This window comes from Halostella limicola (genome assembly GCF_003675875.1).
In the GTDB taxonomy this organism is placed as follows: Archaea; Halobacteriota; Halobacteria; order Halobacteriales; family Natronoarchaeaceae; genus Halostella; species Halostella limicola.
On the sequence record NZ_RCDI01000002.1, the window covers coordinates 1,037,099 to 1,061,322 of the forward strand.

General features: G+C 66.8%; 25 protein-coding genes and 2 pseudogenes. 11 read left to right on the forward strand and 16 right to left on the reverse strand.

The genetic code is table 11. The features are described from left to right. Nucleotides 1-2: 2 nt before the first annotated feature. The 5 genes from D8670_RS13110 to D8670_RS21740 form a co-directional block, all read right to left on the reverse strand. The gene (locus tag D8670_RS13110) at nt 3-341 is read right to left on the reverse strand and encodes a DUF7268 family protein (protein WP_121818528.1); all 339 of its coding nucleotides are present in this window, start codon (nt 339-341) and stop codon (nt 3-5) included. Between the two features lies 1 nt (nt 342). Then, nucleotides 343-1,299 (reverse strand): ABC transporter permease, encoded by a 957-nt coding sequence (locus D8670_RS13115; RefSeq protein ID WP_121818529.1) that lies wholly within the window; start codon nt 1,297-1,299, stop codon nt 343-345. After that, nucleotides 1,296-2,309: an ABC transporter permease gene (locus tag D8670_RS13120; protein ID WP_121818530.1), complete on the reverse strand. Its 1,014-nt coding sequence runs from the start codon at nt 2,307-2,309 to the stop codon at nt 1,296-1,298. The genes D8670_RS13115 and D8670_RS13120 overlap by 4 nt, the downstream gene beginning before the upstream one ends. Before the next feature lie 18 nt (nt 2,310-2,327). Beyond that, a complete protein-coding gene (locus D8670_RS13125) occupies nt 2,328-3,974 on the reverse strand; it encodes an ABC transporter substrate-binding protein (protein WP_121818531.1) in 1,647 nt (548 codons plus the stop codon). A 93-nt stretch (nt 3,975-4,067) separates the two neighbouring features. Then, nucleotides 4,068-6,572 carry an ABC transporter ATP-binding protein gene (locus tag D8670_RS21740; RefSeq protein ID WP_121818532.1) on the reverse strand — a complete coding sequence of 835 codons (2,505 nt, stop codon included), beginning with the start codon at nt 6,570-6,572 and terminating at the stop codon, nt 4,068-4,070. Nucleotides 6,573-6,673: 101 nt separating this feature from the next. Between D8670_RS21740 and D8670_RS13135 the strand changes: the two genes are divergently transcribed. Then, the gene (locus tag D8670_RS13135) at nt 6,674-7,156 is read left to right on the forward strand and encodes a DUF7529 family protein (RefSeq protein WP_121818533.1); all 483 of its coding nucleotides are present in this window, start codon (nt 6,674-6,676) and stop codon (nt 7,154-7,156) included. A 288-nt stretch (nt 7,157-7,444) separates the two neighbouring features. On the opposite strand, the gene D8670_RS13140 is transcribed toward D8670_RS13135, so the two are convergent. Beyond that, nucleotides 7,445-8,143 (reverse strand): DUF5806 family protein, encoded by a 699-nt coding sequence (locus D8670_RS13140; RefSeq protein WP_121818534.1) that lies wholly within the window; start codon nt 8,141-8,143, stop codon nt 7,445-7,447. A 152-nt stretch (nt 8,144-8,295) separates the two neighbouring features. Between D8670_RS13140 and D8670_RS13145 the strand changes: the two genes are divergently transcribed. Continuing rightward, nucleotides 8,296-8,664: a universal stress protein gene (locus D8670_RS13145; RefSeq protein WP_121818535.1), complete on the forward strand. Its 369-nt coding sequence runs from the start codon at nt 8,296-8,298 to the stop codon at nt 8,662-8,664. After that, on the forward strand, nt 8,661-9,194 hold the full coding sequence (locus D8670_RS13150) for a GNAT family N-acetyltransferase (protein WP_121818536.1): 534 nt from the start codon (nt 8,661-8,663) through the stop codon (nt 9,192-9,194). The genes D8670_RS13145 and D8670_RS13150 overlap by 4 nt, the downstream gene beginning before the upstream one ends. Here D8670_RS13150 and D8670_RS13155 read toward each other — a convergent pair. Beyond that, nucleotides 9,186-9,662 (reverse strand): universal stress protein, encoded by a 477-nt coding sequence (locus D8670_RS13155; protein ID WP_121818537.1) that lies wholly within the window; start codon nt 9,660-9,662, stop codon nt 9,186-9,188. The two genes, D8670_RS13150 and D8670_RS13155, sit on opposite strands and share 9 nt — an antisense overlap. Before the next feature lie 81 nt (nt 9,663-9,743). On the opposite strand from D8670_RS13155, the gene D8670_RS13160 reads away from it, so the two are divergent. From D8670_RS13160 to D8670_RS13170, 3 genes are all read left to right on the forward strand, one after another. Next, nucleotides 9,744-10,187, forward strand: a complete 444-nt coding sequence (locus tag D8670_RS13160; RefSeq protein WP_121818538.1) for a universal stress protein — start codon at nt 9,744-9,746, stop codon at nt 10,185-10,187. A 205-nt stretch (nt 10,188-10,392) separates the two neighbouring features. Further along, nucleotides 10,393-10,818 carry a universal stress protein gene (locus tag D8670_RS13165; RefSeq protein ID WP_121818539.1) on the forward strand — a complete coding sequence of 142 codons (426 nt, stop codon included), beginning with the start codon at nt 10,393-10,395 and terminating at the stop codon, nt 10,816-10,818. Between the two features lie 58 nt (nt 10,819-10,876). Further along, the gene (locus D8670_RS13170; protein WP_121818540.1) at nt 10,877-12,145 is read left to right on the forward strand and encodes a DHH family phosphoesterase; all 1,269 of its coding nucleotides are present in this window, start codon (nt 10,877-10,879) and stop codon (nt 12,143-12,145) included. A 37-nt stretch (nt 12,146-12,182) separates the two neighbouring features. On the opposite strand, the gene D8670_RS13175 is transcribed toward D8670_RS13170, so the two are convergent. The 4 genes from D8670_RS13175 to D8670_RS13190 form a co-directional block, all read right to left on the reverse strand. Then, nucleotides 12,183-12,467, reverse strand: coding sequence for a hypothetical protein (locus D8670_RS13175; protein WP_121818541.1), 285 nt, complete (start codon nt 12,465-12,467; stop codon nt 12,183-12,185). A gap of 47 nt (nt 12,468-12,514) precedes the next feature. After that, nucleotides 12,515-12,946, reverse strand: coding sequence for a DUF5807 family protein (locus D8670_RS13180; RefSeq protein WP_121818542.1), 432 nt, complete (start codon nt 12,944-12,946; stop codon nt 12,515-12,517). A 67-nt stretch (nt 12,947-13,013) separates the two neighbouring features. Next, complete coding sequence (locus tag D8670_RS13185; protein WP_121818543.1) at nt 13,014-13,457, reverse strand: DUF7112 family protein; 444 nt, start codon at nt 13,455-13,457, stop codon at nt 13,014-13,016. 51 nt (nt 13,458-13,508) lie between these two features. Next, nucleotides 13,509-13,901, reverse strand: a complete 393-nt coding sequence (locus D8670_RS13190; protein WP_121818544.1) for a 30S ribosomal protein S6e — start codon at nt 13,899-13,901, stop codon at nt 13,509-13,511. 146 nt (nt 13,902-14,047) lie between these two features. On the opposite strand from D8670_RS13190, the gene D8670_RS13195 reads away from it, so the two are divergent. Further along, on the forward strand, nt 14,048-14,338 hold the full coding sequence (locus D8670_RS13195) for a WNWW family protein (protein ID WP_121818545.1): 291 nt from the start codon (nt 14,048-14,050) through the stop codon (nt 14,336-14,338). Between the two features lies 1 nt (nt 14,339). Here the strand turns inward: D8670_RS13195 and D8670_RS13200 are convergent, their stop codons facing one another. Next, nucleotides 14,340-16,019 carry a PAS domain-containing protein gene (locus tag D8670_RS13200; RefSeq protein WP_121818546.1) on the reverse strand — a complete coding sequence of 560 codons (1,680 nt, stop codon included), beginning with the start codon at nt 16,017-16,019 and terminating at the stop codon, nt 14,340-14,342. A gap of 79 nt (nt 16,020-16,098) precedes the next feature. Then, a pseudogene (locus D8670_RS13205) lies at nt 16,099-16,445 on the reverse strand (MBL fold metallo-hydrolase RNA specificity domain-containing protein); the annotation flags it as partial. Nucleotides 16,446-16,809: 364 nt separating this feature from the next. Between D8670_RS13205 and D8670_RS13210 the strand changes: the two are divergent. From D8670_RS13210 to D8670_RS13225, 4 genes are all read left to right on the forward strand, one after another. After that, entirely contained in the window at nt 16,810-17,862 is a 1,053-nt protein-coding gene (locus D8670_RS13210) for a metal ABC transporter substrate-binding protein (RefSeq protein ID WP_121818547.1), read from the forward strand. Next, nucleotides 17,859-18,683, forward strand: coding sequence for a metal ABC transporter ATP-binding protein (locus D8670_RS13215; RefSeq protein WP_121818548.1), 825 nt, complete (start codon nt 17,859-17,861; stop codon nt 18,681-18,683). The genes D8670_RS13210 and D8670_RS13215 overlap by 4 nt, the downstream gene beginning before the upstream one ends. Continuing rightward, complete coding sequence (locus tag D8670_RS13220; protein ID WP_121818549.1) at nt 18,680-19,765, forward strand: metal ABC transporter permease; 1,086 nt, start codon at nt 18,680-18,682, stop codon at nt 19,763-19,765. Before D8670_RS13215 ends, D8670_RS13220 begins: the two co-directional genes overlap by 4 nt. An 83-nt stretch (nt 19,766-19,848) precedes the next feature. Continuing rightward, nucleotides 19,849-20,529, forward strand: coding sequence for a metal-dependent transcriptional regulator (locus D8670_RS13225; protein ID WP_121818550.1), 681 nt, complete (start codon nt 19,849-19,851; stop codon nt 20,527-20,529). A gap of 175 nt (nt 20,530-20,704) precedes the next feature. On the opposite strand, the pseudogene D8670_RS21845 reads toward D8670_RS13225, so the two are convergent. The 3 genes and pseudogenes from D8670_RS21845 to D8670_RS13240 all read right to left on the reverse strand — a co-directional run. Continuing rightward, nucleotides 20,705-20,836 (reverse strand): annotated as a pseudogene (locus tag D8670_RS21845) (hypothetical protein); the annotation flags it as partial. A gap of 78 nt (nt 20,837-20,914) precedes the next feature. Continuing rightward, nucleotides 20,915-22,147, reverse strand: coding sequence for an MBL fold metallo-hydrolase (locus D8670_RS13235; protein ID WP_121818551.1), 1,233 nt, complete (start codon nt 22,145-22,147; stop codon nt 20,915-20,917). Between the two features lie 108 nt (nt 22,148-22,255). Beyond that, entirely contained in the window at nt 22,256-24,100 is a 1,845-nt protein-coding gene (locus D8670_RS13240) for a midas domain-containing protein (RefSeq protein WP_162994294.1), read from the reverse strand. Between the last annotated feature and the right edge of the window lie 124 nt (nt 24,101-24,224).

The window sequence follows — 24,224 nt, forward strand, 5'->3', positions numbered from 1 at the left end:
ACCTACAGCCACGCCGTCGCCAGCGACGCCGCGAGCATCGCGCCGAGGCCGAACCCGGTAACTCTGCTCATCGCCCGCCGGGAGTCCGCTTCGGTCCAGTTCGATCCGGTCTCCATGTACCGCTGCATGTTCTCGATGCCGCGGCCGGCCATCACCGACCCCGACCAGCCGAGCAGCCCGACGCCGAAGGCGAGCGCGCCAAGCGCGAATGTCCGCTCGGTCGCCGTCCGCAGGCCGGCGTCGGCGGTGAAGGCGACGACGCCGACAGCGCCGAGACCGGCCCCGACCGCGCCGGCGACGACGAAGCGACGGGTCGCCGCGACGAGGCGGTCGGGCGCCACGTCAGTCGACCGCTTCCCGCATCCGCGGGTCCAGCGCGTCGCGCATGCCGTCGCCGAGGAGGTTGAACCCGAGGACGGTCACCGCGAGGAACAGTCCGGGGAAGAACGACCACCACCACTGCCCGGTGAGCAGGCCGTTGTCGACGCCGTTGGTCAGCATCAGCCCCCACGACGGGGTGCCGGCCTGCGCGCCGAAGCCCAGAAAGGAGAGGGCGGCGAGGTCGATGATCGCCAGCCCGAAGTTCAGCGTGCTCTGGACGGTGATGGGAGCGAGCGAGTTCGGCAACACGTGGCGGACGAGCACGCGGGCGTCCCGCGCGCCGAGCGCCTGTGTGGCGTCGATGTACTCGTCCTCCAGCACTTTCAGCGCCGCGCCGCGGACGACGCGGGCGAACCGCGGCGTGTAGACGAGCGTCAGCGCGATGACCGCCTTCCAGAGTCCGACGCCGAAGATGGCCACCAGCGCGAGCGCCAGCAGCAGCGACGGGAACGCGAGCAGGACGTCCATCGTGCGCATGATGACGTTGTCCTGCCACCCGCCGTAGTACGCCGCGACGATGCCGAGGCCGACGCCGAGCACCGTCGAGGCGGTGACGATGATGGTGCCGTACTTTATCGCCAGCCAGGCCCCGTAGACGGTCCGGAGGAAGATGTTCCGCGCCTGGATGTCGGTGCCGAACGGGAACTGGCAGGAGCCGACGTTGCCGAGCGCGCCGAGGACGGTCGGGTCCCCGCAGGGGCCCGCGAGGCGCGGATTCGTCGAGAGCTGCGTCGTCGCGAGCGCCGCGGGATCGAGGAACAGACGGGCGTAGACGGCCATCGCGACCATCGCGAGGATGATGCCGAGGCCGAAGACGGCGAGGCGATTCGACAGGAGTTCGGTGAGGAACGGCGAGGCCCGCAGCCGGTCCAGCAGGCTGCGACTCGCACGCTCCTCGGCGGCGGTTTCCGTGCTCATTGTTGGATCCTCGGGTCGAGGTAGGAGTAGGTCAGGTCCACGAGCAGGTTCACCAGCGTGAAGACGAACGCGAACACTAGGACGGTGCCCTGCACGATCGGGTAGTCCCCGTCCTGGATCGCGTCGACGAGCAGGCGGCCGATGCCGGGGATCGCGAAGACGGTCTCGGTCAGCACCGCGCCGCCGAGCAGGCTCCCGAACTGGATGCCGATGACGGTGACGACGGGGATGAGCGCGTTCCGAAACCCGTGTTTCATCAGGGTGATCTTCGCGCCCTGTCCCTTGGCCCGCGCGGTCCGGATGTAGTCCTGCCGGACGACCTCGAGCATCGACGAGCGCATCATCCGGGAGATGAGCGCCATCGAGTAGATGCCGATGACGAGCGACGGCAGGAACAGGTGCTTCGCCGCCGAGACGAACGTGCCGTACCGACCGAGCAGCAGCGCGTCGACCGTCAACAGCCCCGTCAGCTGCGGCACCGCGTACTCAGATCCGATCCGGCCGCTCGTCGGGAACCAGCCCAGTTCGACCGCGAACAGGAGGATCACGAGCGGGCCGCTCCAGAAGATCGGGACGCTGATGCCGGTAAGCGCTCCGAACCGGCCGAGGTGGTCCGTGATCGTGTCCTGCTTGACGGCGCTGATGATCCCGATCGGGATGCCGAAGAGGATGCCGGCGAGTTGCCCGAAGACCGCGAGTTCCAGCGTGATGGGGAACTTCCAGCGCAGGACGCTGGAGACGGGCTGCCCGCGGCGGATGATGTACGATTCGCCGAAGTCGAGGTGGAGGAGGTCCCAGAGGAACCGGCCGTACTGCACCCAGATCGGGTCGTTGAGCCCGAGCTGGCGCTCGATCTCCCGGACCGCCGCCTTGCTGGCCCGCTCGCCGGCGATCACGCGCGCGGGGTTACCGGGCGAGAGGTGGAGGATCGAGAACACCAGCGTCGCCACTCCGACCAGAACCGGAATCAACAGCAGCAGCCGCTTCAAGACGTAGCGCTTGCTAATCATCGAGAGAGATCGGGAGAGTTAGCTCAGCTGGACCTGGTCAAGGAAGGGCCCCCCGACGAGTTCGACGGTGTAGTTGCTGACGTTCGGCCCGACGCCGCGGATCTCCTCGGCGTGGACGAGCGGCACCCAGGGACACTCTTCGTGGAAGATCTCGGCCGCCTGCTGGTAGATCTCCGCTCGTTCGCTGTCTTCGTAGGTCGCCTGCCCTTCCTCGATGAGCTGCATGAACTCGTTGTTGGCCCAGGCCGCGCGGTTGGAGGTGTTGTACCCCTCGGCGTCCCAGTCGGCGAAGTCCTGGTCCTCGGGGACGTCGATCTGGGGGTGGAGCAGGGCGTAGTAGAAGTTGTCCGGGTCGCCGTTGTCGGTCATCCAGCCGAGGAAACAGGCGTCGTGGCGGCCCTCGCCCGTGTAGCTGAGGTAGGTCTCCCACGTCTTCTGCTCGATGGTGGCGTCGATGCCGACCTCCTGCAGGTACGAGCGGATGGTCTCGGCCGCCTGCACCGGCGAGGGGTTGTACGCCCGCGGGTTCTGGAACGTCGCGAGTTCGAGCTCGAACCCGTCGCCGTAGCCCGCCTCCTCCAGTAGCGACTGCGCCTGCTCGGGGTCGTGCGGGTAGGGGTCGAGGTCCTCGTTGTAGCCGAGGATGTCCTCCGTGATCGGCTGGCTCGCCGGCGTGGCGATGCCCTGGTAGATGCTGTTCGCCAGCTCCTCGGTGTTTATCGCGTAGTTCATCGCCTGCCGGACGCGCTTGTCCTGGAACGGCTCGAACTGCGCGCCGTTCAGCGCCATGTAGCCGACGTTCATCCCGTCGATCCGGCGAACCTCGGCGTCGCCGTCCTCGACCTGCTGGACGGTCTGGGAGTCGAGACCGTCGATGATGTCGAGTTCGCCCGCGTTGAGCGACTGTGCGCGCGTCGAGTTCTCGCCGACCACACGGAAGACGACCTCGTCGACGTGCGGGCCCTCACCGTAGTAGTCGTCGTAGGCGGCCAGACGGATGCGGCCGCTCCCCTCGTCCATGTTGTCGAGCTGGAACGCGCTCGTGCCGACCATCTCCGTCGCGAAGTCGGTCCCGGACTCGATCTCGGACTTGGGAAGGACGGCCAGCGCGAACACGGCCAGGTTCGCCAGGAACGGCGCGTAGCGCTTCTCGATCTCGAACGTCAGCGTGTAGTCGTCATCGGCGCTGACGTCGTCGACGTAGCCGAGCAGGTACGGGCCGTAGATCGACCCGTCCTCGTTGTAGTACTCGTAGTCCTCGTCGAGGTACCGGCGGTACGTGGCGATGAAGTCGTCGGCGGTGAAGTCGTCGCCGTTGTGGAACGTGGCGTCCTCGCGGAGCTCCAGGGTCGCCGTCGTCCCGTCGAGTTCGAAGCTCGTCGCGAGCGACTCGACGAGCGCGGCCCCGCCCGGTTCGAACCCGATCAGCTGGTCGTACACCTGGTTCGTCACCTTGGCGACCTCGCCGCTAGTAGAGCCCTGCGGGTCGAGGGTGTCCGACGCCGCCCCGCGGCCGTAGGTGAGCGTACCCCCTTCGCCGCCGCCGTTGCCGTCGCCGTCGCCCTCCCCGACGAGACCGGAGATGCAGCCGGCAGTCATCGACGTCGTTACCGTGGCGGCGCCCGCCGCCTTCAGAAAGCTTCGGCGATCAATGTCACGCGGCATAAACGAGGTATGCGGTGACACCCCGTATAAATATAACGGACTTGCGGCACAAATTGCGAAAAGAAAGTGGGCGGGCGTTCACTACGAGAATAGTTAACTGTCGGGGTATAAGTGGCAGGCCGCCGGGTGGCGGTCGCGACCGAGTTCGGGCGACTCGCGCTCGCAAACGCTCTCGAAGTTGTCGCAGAGGAGTTCCGCGGCCCGGTCCCACTCCTCGTCGACGACGAGGCGGAGCGACTCGTCTACCACGTCGCCGGCCTCGCCGCGGGGCGGCCTGTCGAACAGGCGCTCGCGGAGGTCGGCGACGGTCGACGCCCGCGTCGCGTCGGTTTCAGCGGGTTCGACCGGGGTCTGTCCGCCGTCGGTCGCCGCCTTGGCGTCGGCCACGTCGGCGGAGGAGGCCTCGATGGCCTCGACGGGGATGGCCTCGTCCTCGACGCGCTCGCGGTAGTCCATTATTTCGCGGTACGTCGCCTGGTCGACGTCGAGGTCCTCCGGCGGGATGACCTCGGGACACCGCGTCCGGAACCGGCAGCCGCTCGGCGGGTCGATGGGGCTCGGCACGTCCCCCTCCAGGATGATCCGGTCGTCGGTGTCGGCGAGCGGGTCGGGCTCCGGGATGGAGGAGAGCAGTGCCCGCGTGTAGGGGTGTTTCGGGTCGGCGAACAGCTCGTCCGTCTCCGCGACCTCGACTATCTTCCCGAGGTACATGACGGCGACGCGGTCGCTGATGTGCCGGACGACGGAGAGGTCGTGAGCGATGAACAGGTAGGTCAGGTCGAACTCCTCCTGGAGGTCCTCGAGCAGGTTGAGGATCTGGGCCTGCACGGAGACGTCGAGCGCCGAGACCGGTTCGTCCGCGACGATGAAGTCCGGGTCGACTGCGAGCGCCCGCGCGATGCCGACGCGCTGGCGCTGGCCCCCCGAGAGCTCGTGGGGGTAACGGTCCCGCTGGTCCGGGTCGAGGCCGACGGCCTCGATGAGCTCGTCCACCCGCTCCTGACGCGCCCGTCGCTCCGATCGGTCGCCGTGCTCGCTCTCCTCCGGCAGGTCGTGGATCTTCAGCGGCTCCATGATCGTCTGGGCGACGGTCATGCGCGGGTCGAGCGAGGACAGCGGGTCCTGGAAGATCATCTGCATGTCCTTGCGGCGCTCGCGGAGGGCGTCGTCGTCGAGCGTCGCGAGGTCGTCGCCGGCGTACAGCACCGTGCCGTCCGTCGGCTCGACGAGGCGCAGCAGCGCCCGGCCCGTCGTGGACTTGCCGCAGCCCGACTCGCCGACGAGGCCGAGCGTCTCCCCCTCGTAGAGGTCGAAGTCGACGCCGTCGACCGCCCGGACCGCCTGTGGCTCGTCCGCGAGCCACTTGTCGAGCAGGTCGTCGGCCTGCGAGAAGTGCTTTTTCAGGCCGTCGACCGAGACGAGCGGGTCGCCGGTGAACACCTCGCTCTCGGCGCTGACGCCCGCCCCGTCGTCGCCGTACTCGGACGTGTCGAACTCCTCGAGGACGCACTTCGCGCGGTGGTTCACGTCGTCGGGGCCGTGCTGGAGGTAGGGGATCTCCCCCTCGGTGCACTCGGGCTGGGCCCAGGGGCAGCGCGGGGCGAAGTTGCAGCCCGGCGGCATGTCGATGAGGTCCGGGACGTTGCCCTCGATCGGCGTCAGGCGGTCTTTGTCCTCGCTCGGGATCGACTCCAGAAGCGTGTAGGTGTAGGGGTGGCTGGGGTTGTGGAATATCTCCTCGACGGGGCCCTCCTCGACGATCTCGCCGGCGTACATCACCGCGACGCGGTCGCACGTCTCGGCGACGACGCCGAGGTCGTGGGTGATGAAGAGTACGGACATCCCGAACTCCTCCTGCAGGTCGTTGATCAGGTCGAGGATCTGGGCCTGAATGGTCACGTCGAGCGCGGTCGTCGGCTCGTCGGCGATCAGCAGTTGGGGCCGGCAGGCGAGCGCGATGGCGATGAGCACGCGCTGGCGCATCCCGCCGGAGAACTCGTGGGGGTAGTCGTCGAGACGCGCCTCCGGCTCGGGGATGCCCACCTCGGCGAGGATCTCCGCCGTCGCGTTCAGCACCTCCTCGCTGATGCCGCCGCCCCGGAGCGAGGGGAGCGTCTCCCTGACGGCGTTCCACCAGTTGTCGGGTTTGCGCCCGCCGTACTGGTGGAGCTGCAGGCTCTCGGCGACCTGCTCGCCCACCGTCAGCGCCGGGTTGAGCGACGTCATCGGGTCCTGGAAGATCATGCTCATCTCGCCGCCGCGGACGCTCCGCATCGCGGCCTCGGGCGCGCTCGTGAGGTCGACGACGCCCTCGCTCCGGTCGACGAACTCGTCGGCGCGGCCTGGATACTCCTCGGCGAGGCGGCGCGCGAGATCGGGGTCGTGGAACTCGACCTGCCCGCCGACGACCTCGCCGGGGTCGTCGACGAGGTCCATCGCGGACAGCGCCGTCACGCTCTTGCCGGACCCGCTCTCGCCGACGAGACCGACCGTCTCCCCTTCGCGGATGGTCAGGTCGATCCCGTCGACCGCCTTCACGCGGCCGCGGTCCGTGGCGAACTGCGTACGCAAGTCTGAGATGGACAGTAGATCTGGCACTATTTGCCAATTCCCACCCCGTGGCGTCAAATAACTTTCTACACGATTAACGGCGGGAGTTGACGGGAACGTTTTTGGCGGTCCGCCGTCGCCGTACCGGTATGGCGAGTAGCGGGACGGACGACAGCGTGCTGGAGTTCTGGGACGAGGTCGTCGACGACATGGAGGCGACGGCCGAGGAGTACCGCGAGAACGGCTGGAACCCGATCGAGCTTCACCCGGGCGACGTGACGGCGCTCCCGCCGGACCACGAGCGGTTCGGGCTGGACGTGCTGGTGCCCGACGACGAGTACGAGACCGTGCGCGAGGCCGTGGAGGCCGAGAAAGCGGCGTTCGACGACGTGGAAGTGTTCCGCGCGGCGACCGCCGGCACGGTCTTTCTCGTCGTCGCGGTGCGGGACGAGGCCACCGGCCGCGTCGTGCTCGTGCCGGCGTTCTACGGCGTCCGCGAGGCCCAGGAGACGATCGACGGCGCGCGCGAACGGGGCTCGCTCCCGGTCCACCTGCGGACGCTGTCGAACGAGGAAGTCGTCACCTTCGAACCGGACGACCCGACGCCGCTGTTCCCGCCGAGCGGGGAGTAGGTGGACGGGGATCCGAAACGCGTCGTTCCGTGCGACCGCGGTTCTCGGAGCGCTCGACGGGTAACGCGGTCCCGATCTACGCCGCGCCGGTCTTGGCGTCGGCACCTGATCGTCGGTCGTGTGCGCGGCGTCGGGCGTACATCAGGGCCGGCCCCGCGAGAACGCCCGCAGCGGTCGTGATCGCGAGCACGAACCCGACGAGGGTACGTGCCGTCGCCGCGATCACGGCTTGCCCACGAGGGTAGGGCCGCCACTTCGATCACTGTTCACCCATACAGGGCTCACCGACTAATCGTCGGCAGCGATCTCCTCTCCGCAGTGCGGACACTCCGTCCCCTCGTGGCGCAACTGCTCGCTCGACTCGCGCACCTCGCGCATGACCGCCGAGATGCGGTCCTCGGCCTCCAGTTCCTCCTCCACGGAGAGGTCGACGCCCTCGACTTCGAGCAGGAACTTCGCGACCTCGGTCGTCTCGTACATCACCTCGTCGAGTTCCTCCGCGGTGAAGAAGTCGCTCATCGCGCCGTAGAGGAAGGTCGCGCCGGCCTTTCGGACCTTCTCCTCGAACGAGGCGCGGGCCTGGTTGACCGCCTGCGGGGTGTAGGTGTCGGTCATGAACGGCACGAGCTCCGGCAGGTTCTCGCCGATCTTCGTCATCTCGACGCCGGTCTCGGTTCGGAAGTCCGCACAGAGCCGCGCGATGGCCCACTCGCGGGCCGTGATGTACGTGCGGTCCCGCAGGAACTCGTTGGCGCGGTCGTACTGCGCGCCGTCCATCTTCTGGAAGCGGTCGTACTTCCGCACGTCGTCCGGGACGCGGGGTTGCGGGTCGTCGTCGGTCGCGCCGTCGTCCTCTGGCGCGTCCGGCCGGGGGTCCTCGGTCGACGCCTCGTCCGCGGCCGATCGCTCGCGGTCCCGCGAGCGAGGGTCCGACGAGCGTCGGTCGTCGTCTCCGTCGGGAGTCGTCTTCGGCGCGTCGTCGCTCATGCCGCTCACTTACCAAGCGGCCGGCAAAAGGATTGCCACGCCGGGCGATCGTGCTCGTTGCCGTTCAGCCGGCGCGTCGAACGGGGAACGCGCCGGGAGAGCGGTGTGAACGGTCCCAACTGTTTTGAAACACCGCGCGGAACACGCTCGTCATGAACGTACTGCTGGGCATCGCGGGGAGCGAGGAAAGCGACGACGCGCTCCGGGAGACGGTCGACAGAGCGGCCGAGGCGGGCGACGACCTGACGATCGCGATCCTCGAAGGGGCCGACCACGACCGGTCGGCGGACGACCTGGAGTCGCAGGCGCGGGAGATGGTCGACGACGCGGGGATCGACGCGACCATCCGCCGGGTCTCCGGGGATCCGGGGAGCGAACTGGTCGAGATCGCCGAGCGCGAGGCATTCGACCGACTCGTCATCGGGGGCGGCCAGCGGAGCCCGATGGGCAAGATCCAGCTCGGGTCGATCACGGAGTTCGTCCTGCTGAACGCGCAGGTGTCGGTGACGCTGGTACGATGAGCGGCGACCGGATCTATCCCGACGAGACGACCGGGGGGTTCGAGCCGCCGCCGCTGTCGTTCGAGGACCGCGAGGGCCGCGATATCGAGATCCGCGCGTTCGAGCCGGACGAGCTCGACGCCGTCACCGAGATGTACGCCGACTTCGACCCCGCCGACCGCGCGCAGGGCATCCCGCCGACGGGCGAGGACCGGATCGAGACCTGGCTGGAGACGCTCATCGGCGAGGGGCTGAACGTCGTCGCCTGGCACGGGGACCGGGCCGCCGGACACGCGACGCTGGTCCCGGACGGCGACGACGGCGAGACGTACGAACTCGCCATCTTCGTCCTGCAGGAGTACCAGGAGGCCGGCATCGGGAGTCAGTTGATGGAGTGTCTGCTCGGACACGGCGAGGAAAACGACGTCGAGCGCGTGTGGCTGACCGTCGAGCGCTGGAACCGCGCCGCCGTCGGCCTCTACGAGAAGATGGGGTTCGAGACGAGCAACGCCGAGAGCTTCGAGCTGGAGATGTCGCTCCGCCTACACTGAGAGGACGGGCTGGCTCGCGTACAGCAGGACGTACTCGGCGGCCTTCGACAGTATCTCTCCCTCCTCGCCCGACAGCGGTTCGCGCGGGACGACGATGAAGTCCGCGTTCACGTCGTCGGCGGTGTCGAGGACGACGCTTCCCGGGTGGGTCGTCTTGCTCGTCGGGGAGAAGCCGTACGCCGAGGAGTTCGTCAGCTCGACGCCGTGTTCGGCCACGAGGTCGCGGACGTCGTCGATGAACGACCGCGCCTCTGCGGCGGCCTCGTCCTCGTCGACCGCGCCGGACTCTATCGCCCGGACCATCTCCTGCCCGTGGACGTACACCGCGTGAACGGCGGCGTCGTAGCGGTCGGCGACCGCGCCGGCGTACTCGACGGCCCGCTCCGACGACTCGCTCCCGTCGACGGGGACGAGCACCGTCTCGACCGTCAGCGGCCCGTCGCCCTCGGAAACCGAATCCGTGCTCATACCTCACCGTGCGGAGGCGGGGAGCAAAAACCCTCTCCCTTCGAAGAGGGGTTTATTGTCCTCGGCGGGGACGTGTCGCACATGCGACGTGCGCTCGTCGTCGTCGACGGTCAGGAATCGACGAAGGAACTCGTCCGCGAGGCCGGGGAACTCGCCGCCGGGGTGGACGCGGAACTGCTGTTGCTACACGTGACCAGCGAGGAGGAGTTCGCCGACCGGCAGGAGTCCCTCGCCCAGATAAGCGGGTTCGACGCCACCTACGGTATCGGGCAGGCGGAGGAGGGTGCGACGCAGTTCGCCCGTGAGATCGGCCGCGAGGCGCTGCCGGAGGGCGTCGACTTCGAGGCGATCGGCCGCATCGGCGACGAGGTGAGCGTGATCCTCTCGACGGCCGCCGAGCGGGAGTGCGACCACGTGTTCGTACAGGGGCGGCAGCGCTCGCCGACCGGAAAGGCCCTGTTCGGCGACCGTGCCCAGCGGGTCGCGCTGGAGTTCGATGGACCGGTGACGGTCCTGACCGCGTAGTACCGGCCGTCGCGGTCGGCGGCGACCGCTTCTCACAGAGGCGGACGCGCCGGCGTTCGGCCGCGACGGCCCACGCTGGTCCGCAACGCCGGCGACGGCCTCGGTCGCCGCGACGACCCGTATGAATTTGGGAAGAAATAGTTCATAGTTCTTTTGGAGCGGCGCAGTCAGAGGTTTAAAGCCCCGGCCCGGGGAAACCACGGGTATGATCGAGACGGTTGTCATCGCCACGGACGGTTCCGAGAGCGTCGAGCGGGCCGTCGACGTCGCGCTGGATCTCGCTCGGCGGTTCGACGCGGCCGTCCACGCGCTGTACGTCGTCGACGAGAGCGAGGTCGGCTCCTCGCCCGAGGCGATCCGGGAGGACATGCGCGAGGCGCTGGAGGAGAGCGGTGAGGCGGCGCTCGACGACGTCCGGGAGCGCGCGGGCGGCGAGGTGGAAACCGTCGTCCGGGAGGGGCGCCCGGCCGCGGAGATCTGTACCTACGCCCGGGAGAACGACGTCGACCTCGTCGCGACCGGCACCCGCGGCCGCCACGGCGAGAACCGGTTTCTCATCGGAAGCGTCGCCGAGCGGGTCGTCCGCTCCTGCCCCACCCCGGTGCTGACGGTGCGGCAGCTGGGCGAGTAGGCGAGGGATCCGGTCGCCGGATCGGCGGGTTCTTGCCTCGCGGGACGGACCGTCACGTATGGACGATTCGCTCATCGACTCGGAGGACCTCTCGCTCGGACGCAAGTCCGTCATCCCGGGCGAGGGCTTTTTCGTGCCCGATTCGCTGGAGGAGAGCCACGAGGAGGAGGCCGCCGCGGAGGCCCTCGACGGCGCGAGCGTCGCCGTCGTCGCGGACCCCGACGCCGACGGCCTCGCCTGCGTCGCGCTCGTCAGGGAGCTGTACGGCGACGATCCGCCAGAAGAGACGGCGGAGACCGCCGAAGGGACCGAAGCGGGCGAACCCGCCGACGAAACGGACGCCGACGATGACTCCGAGGCGGGCCTCGCCGCCGACGTGGACGTCGTCGACGACGTTCCCGACCGCGTCTCGCGCGACGTAGCGCTCGTGCCGGCGGGCCCCCACGACCTCGAAGAGGGCATCGAGTACGTCGCGGAGTACGGCGCGGAGGGGATCGACCTGTTCGTCTGCGACCTCTGTCCGGACCGCTACGAGTACGTCGAGGACGAACTGGAGGCCGCCGTCGAACGGGCCGATACGGTCCGGTGGTTCGACCACCACCAGTGGGACGACGAGGTCGCAGAGCGGGTGCGCGAGGCGGGCGTCGACCTCGTGGTCGGCGACAGCGACGAGGAGTGCTCGGCCGACGTGGCCCTGCGCTCACTCGACCACGACTTCCCGCGGCGCTACAAGGAGCTCGCGTCCGTCACCCGCGACCACGACCTCTGGATCCGCGAGGACCCCCGGAGCGACGACCTCGCGGACTACTCCTACTGGAGCGGCGCCGGCGAGTACGTCGACACCGTGATGCGCCACGGCCCCGACCTGCCCGAGGACGTGCTGGCGTTCGTCGAGGAGCAGCGCGTCGAGAAGCAGGCGCTCATCGACCGCGCCGTCGACCGCGCCGACATGCGTGAGGTCGGCCCGTGGACGGTCGGCGTCACCTACGGTCGCTGCTCGCAGAACGAGGTCGCCGAAGCGCTCCGCGAGCAGGGAGCCGACGCCTCCGTCGTCGTCAAACCCGCGGGGAGCGCGAGCATCCGCGGCACCGACGCGTTCGAGCGCTGCCACGAGGTCGCCAGGCAGGTCAACGGCGGCGGTCACCCGAAGGCGGCTGGCTGCAAGCCCGACATCTACGACGACATGCTCGACTACGCCAACCACTGGACCACCCGCGGCGCGGTGACGAAGCAGGTGATCCTGGAGGCGTTCCTCGAGCTGGTGCCGGAAGACGGCGACGAGGAGGACAGCGGCGAACTCGACGACGACATCGAGACGACGGAGTGAGGGGCGCGACGACCCCCGGTCCGCGCGGCCGGCCGCCTCAGCGCGGCTTGCGGAACTCGTAGGAGCGGTCGCCGCCCTCGATTCTGATCCTTCCCCCGTCGTGGTCGACGTAGAGCGCCTCGACCCCGCCGTCCTCGAACTCGTGGAGCGGCATCCCGGCCTCGACGCGACCGTCGCGCGTGACCGTGAGCCGGGCGCTCCCGACCGTCACGGCGACGCCCTCGTCGCTGCGGGAGAGCTCGCCGCCCTCGGCGAACCGCCGGAGGTGGTCCTCGACCGCTGCCCAGTCCGCTATCGGGACTCGCTCGTAGTCGTCGAGCATAGCGGTGGTTGGGTGCGAACGACCAAAACGGAGCGGGGCCGCCGGCCCTATCGCTCGCCGGCGACCCACTTCTGGGAGTACGCCGTCCCGCACTCGCACTGGGCGTAGGCGTGGATGACGTCGCCCTCGGCGTAGAGGCCCCCGACCTCCTCGTTTCGCTCCTCGGCGAACGCGAAGACGAACCGCGCGCCGTGCTCGGGGCCCTCGCCCTCCGGACAGTCGCCGCCGGTGAGCGTCGTACTGATGACGCCCTCTTCGGCCATCGCCTGCTTGGCGAACGCCATCGGGTCCTTGCCCGTCGCCGCCTGGAACGCGTTCCGGCCGTTATCGCCGTCGACGACGATGACGATGCCGCCGGGGACCGACTCCCCGTACTCCTCCAGCTTTCCCAGGTCGTCGACCGCGTCCTCCGCGAGGTAGAAAGCGACGTCCTCGGGGCGCTCGCCCGCGAGGAACGCGTCGCGCTTCGAATCGGTCATACGCTCGATTGCCGGGCGAGCGGGAAAAAGGGCGCGTTAGAGCGCGGACGGCGCGAGGCGAGCGCGGTCACCGGCCCTCCAACTGCTCCGCGATCGACGCCAGGCTGTCGTCCGGCGACTCCGTCGCCTCATACACGACGCGCTCGCCGGACTGGCGGACGCCGTACTTGAACTCGTCCTCGATCACGTCGAGCAGCACTGAGCCGCCGACGGAGACGTCGGCGCTCTCGATCCACTCCAGCAGGCGGTTCGTCGCGTCGCCGGGGGACCGGGCGAACCGGGGGGAGTCGTACGCGCCGGCGACGACGCGGGTGTCGTCCGTCAGCGCCGTCTCGACGCGGGCGTGGTACTCCGTCCCGTCGACGACGAGGCGAACGACCTCGTCGGCGGGGAAGCGGTCGGCCTCGTCGGCCGGGATCTCGACGCGGGGACGGCGCGTGGACCCGGCGGTCGCGAGCACGGCGCGGACGGTGTGCACGGAGTCGTGGTCGCTCGGAACGCGGTCTGCCATACGCGGACCAAGGGCTGGGGAGTTCGTATATCCGGCGGAAAGAAAGGGAGCTTACTCCTCGTCGCCGTCGCCGAACAGGTCCTCGACGGACTGGTCGCCGCGATCGGTGATCTTCGCGTTGATCTGGGAGACGGCCTCGCTGACCTCCGCGCCGCGGACGGTGACGCGCTTGCGCTCGCCCTCGCGGGTGGGGCGGAAACCGGTGCCGCCGTCGGAGAGGATCTCCTGCAGGTTCGGGCCGGGGACGTCGCCGCGCATCGGGCGGCCGGCGTCGTCGGAGCCGCCGGTGATCTCGAGCGTGTAGCCGTCGAGGCCGACGGCGCCGCCGTCGACCTCGTCGCCGATGGATCGGCCGATGAATCGGTTCGCGTCCTGGTCGTCCGCGTCGCGCTGGTACGTCTCGCCCGACTCGGGGTCCGAGACGACGACTTTGAAGCTTGCCATGCGTCGAACCAGTCGGTCGCGCCTAAAAAGCACATCGAAAAGGAGCGTCTCCGGGAGCGCCGCGAGGTCCCCGCGCAGGGCGTGGAGTTAGGCCGCTGACACGTCTGAGCGGGAGACTCAAGCCCCGGGGGTCCGTACGGCGGCGTATGGAACGCGAGGTATTGATGCTTCACCTGCGCCAGGCGTTCGGCGGCACGCCGGCCGAGCGCCGGACGGTCGCCCGCGCCGCCACGGACCTGGCGGACTCGGGGAAGATCGCCGACGACCGCGGCGAGGAGCTGACGGCCGACGTCGTCATCGAGAACCTCGCGGACTGCCGGGAGGGGTCGCCCGCCGAGCGGTGGAACTGGTGGATGGGGGCGCTCGAAGCGGCCCACGGCGACTACGAGCAGTTCGTCGTCCAGCGCTGGAACGAGGAGGACGCGCCGAACGCCTGACTCACTCCGACTCGCGCGTCCCGTCGAGGGACCGTCCCAGCCCCGCGACGCCGACGACCTCGTCGTCGTCCTCGACGGGGACGCCGAAGAACTCGTACGGGCGCGTCTCCCCGCACCTCGCGACGAGGTCGCCCCGCACGGTGACCCGCTCGCCCCCCTCGACGACCCGCGAGAGCGCAGCGTCGACGCGCTCCGCGTCCTCCCCCTCGAAGAAATCGACTACCGTGCGGCCAACTATCTCCTCGGCGTCGTAGCCGGTCGCCGACTCGAACCGGTCGTTCCAGCGCAGGACGGTCCGGTCCCGGTCCAGCGCGTAGAACGCGTCGTCGAGCGCGTCGACCGTCGCCGTCAGGAACCGCTTCTCCCGGGCGAGTTCGCGCTTTCGCTCGCGCCGGTCGCGGTTGTTCAGCGCGTGCAGCACCTGGTCCGCGATCTCCGCGCCGAAGCGGACCTCGTCGTCGCGCCACGCCCGCGGCTCGCCCACGTGCTCGTGACAGACGACGCCGACCGTATCGCCGCCCGAGCGCACGGTCGAGTCGAGCAACGACGCGACGCCGTGTTCCTCGGCGTACGCCGCGAGTTCGCTCGTCCGGGGGTCCGCGAGGACGTCCGCCGCGCCCACGGAGCGGTTGCTCTCCAGCGCGTCGAAGTAGGCGGGGTACTCGTCGGCGTCGATCGTCATCCCCGACGAATACTCGCCCGCCGCGCGGTCGTAGAGAACTTCGCACCGGAGTTCCGTGCCCGCCTCGTTCAGCAGCCACACGCCGACGCGCCGGACGTCGAGGGTCTCCGCGGCCCGCGCCGTGACCGTCTCCAGCGCCGCCGGCACGTTTCCCCTGATAACGTCCTCGTCGTGGGCGAGTTCGATCAGCGCCTCCTGCTGGCGCTCCTGTCGGCGCTGCTTGCGGTACTCCTCGGTGACGTCCCGGAACACCACGACGACGCCGACGACGTTCCCCTCGTCGTCCTCCATCGGCGTGCCGCTCTCGGCGACGTGGCGCTCGTTCCCGTCCCGGTCCACGAGCAGCGTCTCCTCGGCGAACGAGACCGTCGCGCCGTTCGCGAGCACCGTCCCGGCGGGGCCCTCGATGGCTTCTCCCGAATCGCCGTCGCGGACGGTGAACACCTCGTCCAGCGGCTTTCCGACCGCGGCCGCCCGGTCCCACCCCGTCAGTTCCTCGGCGACGCCGTTCAAGCGGGTTATCACCCCGTCCGCGTCGGTGGCGACGACCGCCTCGCCGATCGATTCGAGGATGATGCGGAGGTTCTCCTCCCGCTCCTGCAGGCGCTGCTGGGTCCGGTAGTGGCCGACCTCCTGCTCGATGCACCGGGCCAGCATCCCGTACTGCGAGGACGGGTCGCCGCCCTTCTGGAGGTAGCGGTCCGCGCCGAGGTTGAGCGCCTCCATCGCGACGTCCTCCCGCCCCTTCCCCGTGAAGACGACGAAGGGGATCGCCGACCCCAGGTCGTTCCGGACGGCGTCTAACAGTTCGAGGCCGTCCATCTCGGGCATCTGGTAGTCGGAGACGACCGCGTCGTACCCGTCGCCCTCGACGCGCGAGAGCGCTTCCCGCGGGTCCCGGACCGTGTCGACCGAGAAGTCGTCGTTTCGGGTCTCCAGGAACTCCTTCGTGAGACCGAGGAGGCTCGGGTCGTCGTCGACGTAGAGGACTTGGATCACGGTATCGTTCCCGACGTTCGTCTACGGAGTGATTTTTTCAAGACACGTAAGAACTTATCGGCCGTTCGAGAGGAAACCCTCACGCGACGACTTCGTCGCCGACGGCGGGCGCCGACGCGGCGAACCCGTCGTCGGCCAGCGCCGCCGCGAAGTCCGTACACCGGTCGCCGTGGTTCACCAGCACGCGAGCGTCCCGGTAGTCGTCGAGGAGCGAGCGCAGGCCGTCGCGGTCTGCGTGAGCCGAGAAGTCGAACCACTCGACGCCCGCGCTCACCGCATCACGCGGCCGTCTATCTCGCACCGTCCCGATTCGAGCAGCTCGCGGCCCGGCGTCCCCTCGACCTGATAGCCCGTGAGCACGATGGCGTTCGTCGGGGTCGACCGTACCGCGGGGACGTACGTCATCGCCGGGCCGCCCGAGAGCATCGGAAACGAAAATGTGCAAGTAGTCTGCCGGCGATCGCGATCCTACCCTGTTACCCGATTCGCCAGCTACGTCCGGGAGTCACAACTGTATCTCGCGTAGTTGTCGAGTGTCTCCTCAAAGTATCCGGATAACTGTCAAGAGAGGCGGAAGCATAGTCCCCCACGAACCTGCCGTCGTCGCCGGTTGTGTAGCGGTGTCTAGCCGCACTGGACAAGACAGCATCCCTCTGGTGGTCGTGCCTCCCCTACTACTGTTTTTGAGGACGCAAGATATAGGTGTGGCCAGGGAAAACTATGGATTAGACGCACCTAATCAATTAGTTTGGGAACCCCCATGTTATCAGATATACGCAACGAACGACCGGTGACGCGACGGGACGCGCTACGGGCCGGCGGTGCGACGGCGCTGGCGGGGCTGGCTGGGTGCACGGCGCTGCCGAGCCCACCGGTAGAGGCCAGGAGTGACAGTGATGACGAAAACGACGGGCCGGTTGCCGTGGCCTCGTTCTTCAGCTTCTCCGACTTCGGCCGGCAGATCGCCGATGGGTCCCCACTGACGGTGGAGAACCTCGTCCCGGCGGGCCTGCACGGCCACGGTTGGGAGCCCAACGCCAGTATCACACAGCGCATCATCGAGGCAGACGCGTTCGTCCATGTCGGTGAGGACTTCCAACCCTGGGCCGACCGCGCCATTCAAACAATCAAAAGTGACAACATCGATACGGCACTCATCAACGCCCGCAAGGACATCGACCTAGTGGACCTCGCCGCGACCCTCGACCGCGACGAGGAGGGCGTCGGCGCTCAGCGCGGAAAGGATCCGCACTTCTGGCTGGACCCCCGGCGTGCAAAGCAGTCTGTCGACAACATCGCCGACGGGTTCGCCGAGGTTGTCCCCGAGTACGCCGACGTGTTCCGCGAGAACGCCGAGACGTACAAGTCAGAGGTACTCGACCGCATCGACGCAGATTACGAGGCCATCTTCGACCGAGCCGAACGCGACATCGTTCAACTGGCTGCGCACAATGCCTTCCAGTACATCGGCGTCAGATACGGCGTTCGGATGAGACCATTGGTGACGAACCTCGCGGCGAGCGGCGACGTCAAACCCGCGGACATCCGCGAAGCGGAGGCGGTCATCCGCGAGAACGACATCGAGTACATCGCCAACGGTGTCTTCGAATCCCAGCGTCCGGCCCAACAGCTCGTCCGTGAGACGGCCGTGGAGGCGTACTTCCCCGTGACGCCGTACGCCGGCGTCCGCGAAGAGTGGGTCGAGGAGAACTGGGGCTACGAGGAGATCGCCTACCAGATCAATATGCCGACGTTCGAGATCGTCGTCGGGAACGAGACGCCCCAGGAGGCGGCCCCGTCGGAGGGGTGGGTCGAACAGTGGCGGAACTTCAAACCAGTATGAGAATGCAGGACACTGGCCCCACGACGGCGGCTGGCACCGGCGAGCAGGCATCCAGCGAGACTAACCTGGACACCACGGCAAGCGAGCCCGTTATCGACCTCACGGACGTCACCTTCGGCTATACGGCGACACCGGTGGTCGAGGACATCTCGCTGACCATCGAGCCAGGTGAGTACGTCGCCGTCGTGGGGCCGAATGGATCGGGAAAGTCGACGCTGATGCAGCTGATGTTGGGGCTGCTTAAGCCCGACGCGGGCACAGCTAATCTGTTCGGCGAGCGCGCTGACCGCTTCGACGATGGCGAACGGGTCGGCTACGTCGCTCAGCAGGCCAGCGCCGCGAAGGAGATGCCTATCACCGTCCGCGAGGTGGTGAAGATGGGTCGGTTCCCGCACGTCGGGTTTGGCCGCCTGTCGAGCGAGGACTGGGCCATTGTCAACGACGCACTCGCGACCGTCGGGATGAGCGCGTTCGCCGATCGGCGCGTCACGCAGCTCTCGGGTGGCCAACGCCAACGCGCATTCATCGCGCGGGCGCTGGCGAGCGAGGCCGACCTACTCGTGCTGGATGAGCCAACCGTCGGCGTCGACGCCGAGTCGGTCGACGCCTTCTACGATCTGCTGGCAGCGCTCAACGCCGAGGGCATCACCGTCCTCCTCATCGAGCACGACCTCGGGGCGGTCGTCGAGCACGCCGACCGCGTCGTCTGCCTGAACCGCGAGGTCTACTTCGACGGTCCGACCGACGAATTCGTCGAAAGCGACGCGCTGGCACGGGCATTCGGAACCGAGGCACGGTTTCTCACGGGGGTGGGCGAATGAGCGCAGACGGGGCAGCCACGCTCATGGCGAGTATTCTTGCCACCGTGGACCCGTCGTTCGTGCTCCCACTACAGAGCGGGCTAGGCGCCGTCAGCGACTTGGTCTTCGGCATCCTCTTGTGGTTTCTGGAGCAGTGGTACTGGCTGATGGACTGGGTGTACTACTTCACGGGTCTGGAGATGCTGAATCCGCGCTACCGGTTCATGCACCGGGCGATACTCGTCGGGCTCTGCGTCGGCGTGATGGCGCCGCTCATCGGGACGTTCCTCGTTCACCGACAGCTCGCGCTCATCGGAGACGCACTAGCTCACACCGGATTTGCCGGGGTAGCCGTCGGGCTGTTCCTGAATGCCGTCATCGACCTTGGGGTGTCACCCTACCTCACCGCAGTCATTGTGGCGATGGTCGCCGCGCTATTCATCGAGCTCATCTCTGAGGTCACGGACGCCTATAACGACGTCTCGATGGCGATTGTCCTGTCGACGGGATTCGCGCTGGGGACGACGCTCATCAGCCTCAACGCGGGCGGGCTCGCCGTCGGCGTCAACCAGTTTCTCTTTGGCAACCTTTCCACGGTGTCGCCCCAGAGCGCGGCCATCCTCCTGGTGCTGTTCGCCGTCATCGTTGGGACAGTGGCCGTGACGCGCAACCAACTCCTGTACGTAACCTTCGACGAGACCGCGGCCGCTGTCTCCGGTCTCTCCGTCAACTGGTACAACCGAGTGATGGTGATGCTGACGGCGATGGTCGTCGTCGGCGCGATGCAGATCATGGGCGTCATCCTCGTCGCGGCGATGCTCGTGGTTCCAGTAGCGGGCGCGACTCAGGTGTCCAGAAGTTTCTCCGAATCGCTTGTTGTTTCGGTCGTTCTCGCGGAACTCGCGGTGTTGCTAGGTATCGCCGTCGCCTACTACGGCGGTGTCACGGCTGGAGGAGTCATTGTCCTCGTCGCCGTGGGGATCTATATCTGCGCCGTCGTGCTGGGCAAGATCCAGTCCATCCGTGGTGAACAGGCCACGCCCGACATGGGCAGCATTGAGGCCGACAGCGCCGATGTCGGCACCGGGAGAGGGGATGACTGATGGTCGCAGCCAGCAATGGCGATTCGCCAGACGACGGTTGCACCCGAAGCAACAAGGGAAGTCAGCCGAATGTATCGACAGGAATGCTGAGCGCGGTCATGGAGGACTACATCAAGACGATCTACGCCATTGAGAGCGACAGCGACGGGCGGGTGTCGACCTCAGCCCTCGCCGACCATCTCGAGGTCACGGCGCCGACCGTCTCCTCCATGCTGAAAAAGCTCGAAGAACGCGGCCTGATCGACCGCGAGGAGTATAAGGGTGTGACGCTCACAGACGAGGGCGAACTCGTCGCTCTCGAGATCCTTCGGCACCACCGTCTTCTCGAAGCGTTCTTGACCGAACTGCTTGACTACGACTGGGCCGACGTCCACGACGAGGCCGACAGACTTGAGCACCACGTCTCCGAGGAACTGACCGATCGCATTGCCGAGGCGCTGGGCAACCCCCCAGTCGATCCGCACGGCGATCCGATTCCCGACGCCGACCTGTCCTTTCCCGATGAGAGCGAAACCACCCGCCTCGCCGACGCCGACAAGGGCGAGCACGTAACCGTCCGGCGTATTCGCAACCAAGGAGATGCGGAACTACGTTACCTCGCCGACGCCGGCGTCCGTCCGGAGGTCGAACTCACGGTAGTCGACATTGCGCCGTTCGGGATGGTGACCGTCGAGACGCAGGCGGGCGAGCAAAGCCTCCCGAAGGAGATCGCCCAGCACATCGAGGTCGCCCCAGCGGCCGCCGCGGACGGTGGCGAGGCATAGGGCGGGTCACACCTCCAAGAAGGAACCCTGACGGATTCGACTTCTGTATTTAGCAACCGTTCCTTTTGATTCACGGATACTCGCACTCCTCGTGAGAAATGGCGACACTTCGTTCGAGATGTGAACGACATACTTGATGACAAGTTTGCGGAACTGCTTCGTCGCAGCCTCTTAGCTACATATCCGAACCATCTGAGAGTCCAATCGGGATGTCCACGAGGAGTAGGTCGGCGTCGTCATGTCTGTCGCACACTGCCTGAAAAGACGGTTCAGTCGCAAAACTGAGTGTGCTATCACGCTCCTCGACTGTAACCCATCTCTTCCCTCCTCAGTCTACACCAACGAATGTACCCATACAAGTCGGATTTTTGCCCAGGTTGATTACTCACATGGTCTCTACAGAGCCGACTTCAGGCGCAGTTGCCTCAAAGCCGGCCTCCTGAAGTTCAGTAGCAAACCGCTCGCAACGGTCGCCGTGGTTTATCAGGATGCGAGAATTTTCGTACGAGTCGAGAAACTCAAAGAGCCCATTGCGATCAGCGTGTGCTGAAAAGTCATACTGCTCTACCTTCGCGCTGACAGGCATTACGCGACCATCGATCTCAGCGCTGCCTGACTCTATGAGGTTCCTCCCGGGAGTCCCTTCAACCTGATAGCCAGTCATCGTGACTTTGTTCATTGGATTCGATCGAATCTCAGGAATATAGGTCATGGCAGGGCCCCCAGACAGCATTCCACTGGTGGTGATGATTGCTGCTTTCTGGTCGGTAATCCGCTTCCGCTGACCGTTTCGCCCGGTAACGAACCGCGCGTGGGATTTCGCTCGTCGAAACGCGTCTTCGTCGCGAACGAACTCAGGATACTGCCGAAGCATCTCGGTGACTTGCTTCCCCATCCCGTCGACATAACACGGGATGTCGTACTCCTTACAGATGAGCATCATCTCCTGTGTCCGGCCGATTGCGAACGCGGGCACAACGACCGTCCCACCTTCCCAGAGGGTTGTCTTCACGCTCTCGGCGAATCGTTCCTCTATGACGGACCGGTTTTCGTGCTCGACATCAGAGTAGGTGCTCTCACAGATGACGACGTCGGCGGCAGGTCGTGCAGTAGTTCTCGAGACCAGTTGCTGGTCGTCGGTGTGAAAGTCGCTAGTGTAGAGTAGTCGCGTATCCCCATCGTCAACGAGAACGTGAGCGCTTCCCGGGATATGTCCTGCATTGTAGAATGTCACATCATAGCCAGCTGTTTCGAAGGTTTCCTGATACCCGTGCGTTTTCGACACCTGTGTAACGCGTTTGAGATCGTTCTCAGTGAACGGGCAGTTGTATGATCCCCCATGTAGCTTGAGCGTGTCCCGCGCGAGCGTCAGCGCGAGCTCCCGCGTCGGCGGCGTCCAGTGAATCGGCGGCCGGCGGTCCCCGGCGAGCAGCGACGGGACGCCCCCGACGTGGTCGAGGTGCCCGTGCGAGACGACGACCGCGTCCGGATCGACGTCGCCGACGGGGAACTGGGGCGGGGTCCCCGTCTTCATCCCGTAGTCGAGCAGGAGGGAGTCGTTGACGAGGACCGCGCTGCGCCCGACCTCGCGGGCGCCGCCGAGAAACCGGATGTTCATCGGCGGAGCGTACCGGCTCGCCGCGCTTGGGTCCGTCGGTTCGGTACGACGCGGTGCTGTCGGCACTACCGCGATGACGGTCACGAAAAAAGCGTCGACGGGACCGCGTTACGCGAAGACGGCAGTCTCGATGCTCTCGAGGATGCCGCCGTCGTCGGACTCGTTGTCCTCGGTGGCGTTGTCTTCGGTGGCGTTGTCGTCGAGCACGCCGCCGTCGGTCTCGTTGTCCGTCACGTTGTCCTCGGTCTCGTTGTCGCCCAGCACGCCGTCGTCGGTTTCGTTTTCGGTCTCGTTGTCACCGAGCACGCCGTCGTCGGTGGCGTTCACGGTCTGACCGTCGGTCATCTCGAGCGAGAACGAGTCAGAAGACGCGTTCTCGACCGAGACGTTCTCCGCCGAGAGCACGTCGATCACGATGCCCTCGTCGGTCTCGTTTTCGGTCTCGTTGTCCTGCATGCCGACGTCCGTCGCGTTGGACTCGTTGTCCTGCATACCGACGTCCGTCGCGTTGTCGCTGGCGTCATCACCCAGGCCCTCGGACTCGTTGTCCTCGGTCTCGTTGTCCTGCAGCGCCGACTCGTTGTCGGACGTGTTCTCCGAGACGTTCACCTCGAAATCGGAGTCGTTGGCCGCGTCGTCGGACTCGTTGTCGCCGAAGACGTCGTCGGTTTCGTTGGTGGCGTTGTCCGTCTCGTTACCGTCGGCCATCGCGCCCGTCTCGTTCATCTCCTGCACGTCGAGCTCGTCGACGGTCATGTTCTGAATCGTCATGTTGCCGACGTCGACCGTCCGGATCGTGACGTTACCGACTTCCTGCGCGTCGTCGGCCGCCATGTCGTCGGTCACGTTGGACTCGTTGTCCTGCATGCCGACGTCCGTCGCGTTGTCACTCATGTCGTCACCGAGACCCTCGGACTCGTTGTCCTCGGTCTCGTTGTCCTGCAGCGCCGACTCGTTGGTCGCGTTCATCTCGGACTCGTTGTCGCCGAGGGCCTCTTCTTCCTCGACGGTGGTGTTCTCCTCGCCGAACGCGTCGTCGGACTCGTTCTCCGTCACGTTGTCCTCGGTCGCGTTCAGCTCGCTCTCGTTCTCGGTCGCGTTGTCACCGAGGGCGGTCTCCTCCTCCGTCACGGTGAACTCCTCGATCGTGAGGTTGTCCACCGTCATGTTCTCGATGGTGAGGTTCGTTATCGTGAGGTTCGGACCCTCGGGCTGTTCGGCAGGAGCCTCCCCGAGGTCGTCCTCAGACTCGTTGTCGTCGAGGGCGTCGTCGGTCTCGTTTTCGGTCTCGTTGTCCTGCATACCGACGTCAGTCGCGTTGTCGTCGGTGTCGAGCTCCTCCGTCTCGTTGTCCTCGGTCTCGTTGTCCTGCAGCGCCGACTCGTTGTCGTCCGAGACGTTTATCTCGGACGCGTTCACGCTGATGTCCGTCGCGTTGTCATCAGCGTCGACGCCGGTGTCGTTGGCCGCGTCGGCACCGGTGTCGTTAGCCGCATCGGCGCCGGTGTCGTTCGCGGCCACGTCCGACTCGTTCATGCCCAGGTCCGTCTCGTTGTCGACGGTCGGGACGTCATCGACGTCGGTCTCGTTGCTGACGCTGACGTTGACCTCCTCGAGGCTGACGTTCTCGAGCGAGAGGTTCTCGAACGACACGTTCGAGAGGACGATGGTGTCGTTTTGCTCCACCAGGGTGTCCAGCTCGTCGGCGTTAGTCTGGTTCTCCACCGACAGGTTCTCGACCGTGAGGTTCTCTATCGTCGCGTTCTCCACCGTCACGTTCGCCAGTTGGAGTTCGGCGACCGATACGTTCTGAAGCACCGCGTTCGATTCGCCGTCGTCCGACGCGTCGTCGTCTTGCGCGCCCGCGTCCGCGAGGGCGGGTGCGGCGACTGCCGGACCGGCAAGTACGACGACGACTGTCATCAGGAGTGCGCTCGCTGTTTTGCGTCTCATACGAGCGATCCAACGGCGGTGACGTGCATAAACACGTGAAACCGTTTTCAGCGAAAAACGGAGGTTTACGGACCTCTCAGTAGTGTTTCCGGTCCGTCCGAGCACCTGTCCGGCGTCGAACGGG